The organism is Lyngbya sp. CCY1209 (assembly GCF_035615495.1).
Classification (GTDB): Bacteria; Cyanobacteriota; Cyanobacteriia; order Cyanobacteriales; family Microcoleaceae; genus Limnospira.
The window spans coordinates 1-236 of the sequence record NZ_JAJENU010000670.1; the positions used below are offsets into that span (position 1 = coordinate 1).

The following is a 236-nucleotide window of genomic DNA, read 5'->3' on the forward strand; positions in this document are numbered from 1 at the left end:
AACAGCCAATTGGATTTGTCAGGAGTCAAAACTTTTAGTGGAAAAACTGATACGATAATTGAGGCGAAAGACGGTGGCAAACTGACCTTGAATGCCACCAAGATTAGCGGGGACGTGGATGTGACATCCAATGGCAAAGGTAGCGTGGTGCAACTGCCCCGGTTGACCGCTTTTAACGGCACAGACAGTTACTCCCCCTCGTTTATTTGGGCCCTCAATCAAGGCACGGTGAAGGC

General features: G+C 49.6%; 1 protein-coding gene. It reads left to right on the top strand.

Annotated elements, in window-relative coordinates; translation table 11 throughout:
- Positions 1-15: 15 nt before the first annotated feature.
- On the top strand, positions 16-236 hold a 221-nt coding region (locus LKE08_RS27650; protein WP_324707522.1), incomplete at its 3' end, for a hypothetical protein.